This window comes from Candidatus Egerieousia sp. (genome assembly GCF_056211015.1).
The window spans coordinates 1-1,873 of the sequence record NZ_JBAELF010000096.1 but is presented as its reverse complement, the minus strand read 5'-3'; the positions used below and the strand labels follow the sequence as shown (position 1 = coordinate 1,873).

Below are 1,873 nucleotides of genomic sequence, written 5' to 3'. Positions count from 1 at the left end.
GGCTGTCCGTACTGCCCGTAGCATTGCTTCGCCCCGCAGCCTTATTTATATAGGTGGCAGCGCCTTCGTTGTCGCGGAATTTCTTAAACCATAAACATATATTCCTTATATTTGCCCAAATAATATTCTTATGCTTATACTTGATAAAGAAATTTCCAGAGCTGAACTTGCCAAAATAGCAGAAGAACTGTATGGGGATATGGTGAAAGGTGTTGTGGACGTTGACAAAGGTCTGCTTGCCATTGACGCCGAGCTCCATTCGGACCTTGAAGGAATGCTATTGGATGGAGGCTCCGATCAGAACTCTTTGTGGGGCATAAATTTGTATCCAGCAGCTGGAGATGGGGACTTTATAGAGTATGATTCGTTGATAAACATACGGCCGGGGCAAGGAAACAGGTCCCGCGATGTGGAGAATCCTGAAATACGCGATGCAATCAGCCGCGTTGTGTTTAATTTCATCAAGGGTTGAATCTATGGCAGTCGATGCGGAAAGATGGGCCACTTTGCCTACGGCCGAACAGATGGCGAATATCGGCAGCGAGGTCGGAAGAACGGCAAAATGGATAGCGAAGGGAAAGGATGACCTTGCCCGCGGAGCCTATCTGCGCGCATTGGAATTGCAGGACCTTACCATCAGATACGGAAGAGCGGGCCGCAGCGGCCGCCGGGAACTGCTTAAAGAACTATGCCGTGCCCGCGAATGTTTCAATGGGGCTTTCCTCAGTTCGGACATAGATATGCTTGAATATCTGGACAAATACTTCACCCAATTTGCTGCAATCTGCAGACGGTGAATCCAATCCATTAAGTTATACTGACCGGTATCTGCCTGGACTGTGAATTGCTGGCAGTAGCCATCTTGTGCACCGTATCATATAAAAAGAAAAGGGATGGAACTTCCACCCCTTTTCTAATATTATTGGTTAAGAATTACTTCTCAGCTTTGATTGTGATAACAAAATCGTGCTTTGTTGTAACGCCCCACTTGTCAACTACAGTGAGAGTAGCGCGGATATTAACCTTTCCTTCCGGAATGTCTGCTGATGTGTAGTTATTCCTTGCATTAATGTACCAACCCTGACTCCATTCGAATACATTCTTTCCATCCATTGTATATGCAGGCCAAAGGAATCTGTCAGCTGTCTTCTCATCATCCTTGTTAAGGGTAACCTTTATAGACTCATAGTAAGCACCAGCGTCAGCAATCTTTCCAATCTTTGTGCCAGCATTTGTACCATACTTAATCACTACAGCCTCATTCTTCTTGAAGAGTGAATCCACTGCAACGTTTGTAGGATTCTTACCAACATTAGGGAAGTAGATTGTAGGATCAGCTGCGAACTGGAATCCACCCTCAACTGGTGAGAGAACAGTGATCTTGAATGGGAAGTAAGCGATATTGCTATTGTTTCCGAAGTACTGAACCACTGCTGCAACGTTGCGAACAACGTGGTCTGAAACGAAGTTGCTGTCAGCCTTGAATGAAATTGTATGGTCTATGAGTATATCATTGTCCAGCCAACCATTCTCCGTGTCATCAAGATCAACATAACCGATAAGTTTCGCGTTCTTTGGTTGTGATGCTGTATCAACTACGATTACCGGGTCAATGAGGAAGTTGTAAGAAACAGTTGTTCCATCTGATGAACCCACTGCCTGAACTACACCGTCCTTGCAAATCTGAGGAAGAACAGAGAGGTAAAGCTCAGGAGCAAGAGCCTCGTCATTTTTAACTGTAAGGGTTGTCTCAGCGATGTAAACTACATTACCTGCCTTTGCCGGGTTGTAAACTGCGTCATAAATTGCAATGAATGGGAATTCCCCACGATAGAATTTATTCCAATCAAACTCATATCTATTGAAAATATCC

Annotated in this window: 3 protein-coding genes; 2 read left to right on the top strand and 1 reads right to left on the bottom strand. The window is 44.7% G+C overall.

Annotation, left to right across the window (positions count from 1 at the left end):
- Positions 1 to 130 precede the first annotated feature (130 nt).
- The gene (locus AC06L3_RS06920; protein ID WP_475669889.1) at positions 131 to 472 is read left to right on the top strand and encodes a DUF5674 family protein; all 342 of its coding nucleotides are present in this window, start codon (positions 131 to 133) and stop codon (positions 470 to 472) included.
- Between the two features lie 4 nt (positions 473 to 476).
- Positions 477 to 797 carry a hypothetical protein gene (locus AC06L3_RS06915; protein ID WP_475669888.1) on the top strand — a complete coding sequence of 107 codons (321 nt, stop codon included), beginning with the start codon at positions 477 to 479 and terminating at the stop codon, positions 795 to 797.
- Positions 798 to 933: 136 nt separating this feature from the next.
- Here AC06L3_RS06915 and AC06L3_RS06910 read toward each other — a convergent pair.
- Positions 934 to 1,873: hypothetical protein (locus AC06L3_RS06910; RefSeq protein ID WP_475669887.1), on the bottom strand; the 940-nt coding region annotated here is incomplete at its 5' end.

Coding starts and splice junctions, on each gene's coding strand:
- AC06L3_RS06915 (WP_475669888.1), top strand. CDS start 477: ATGGCAGTCGATGCGGAAAGATGGGCCACTTTGCCTACGGCCGAACAG.
- AC06L3_RS06920 (WP_475669889.1), top strand. CDS start 131: ATGCTTATACTTGATAAAGAAATTTCCAGAGCTGAACTTGCCAAAATA.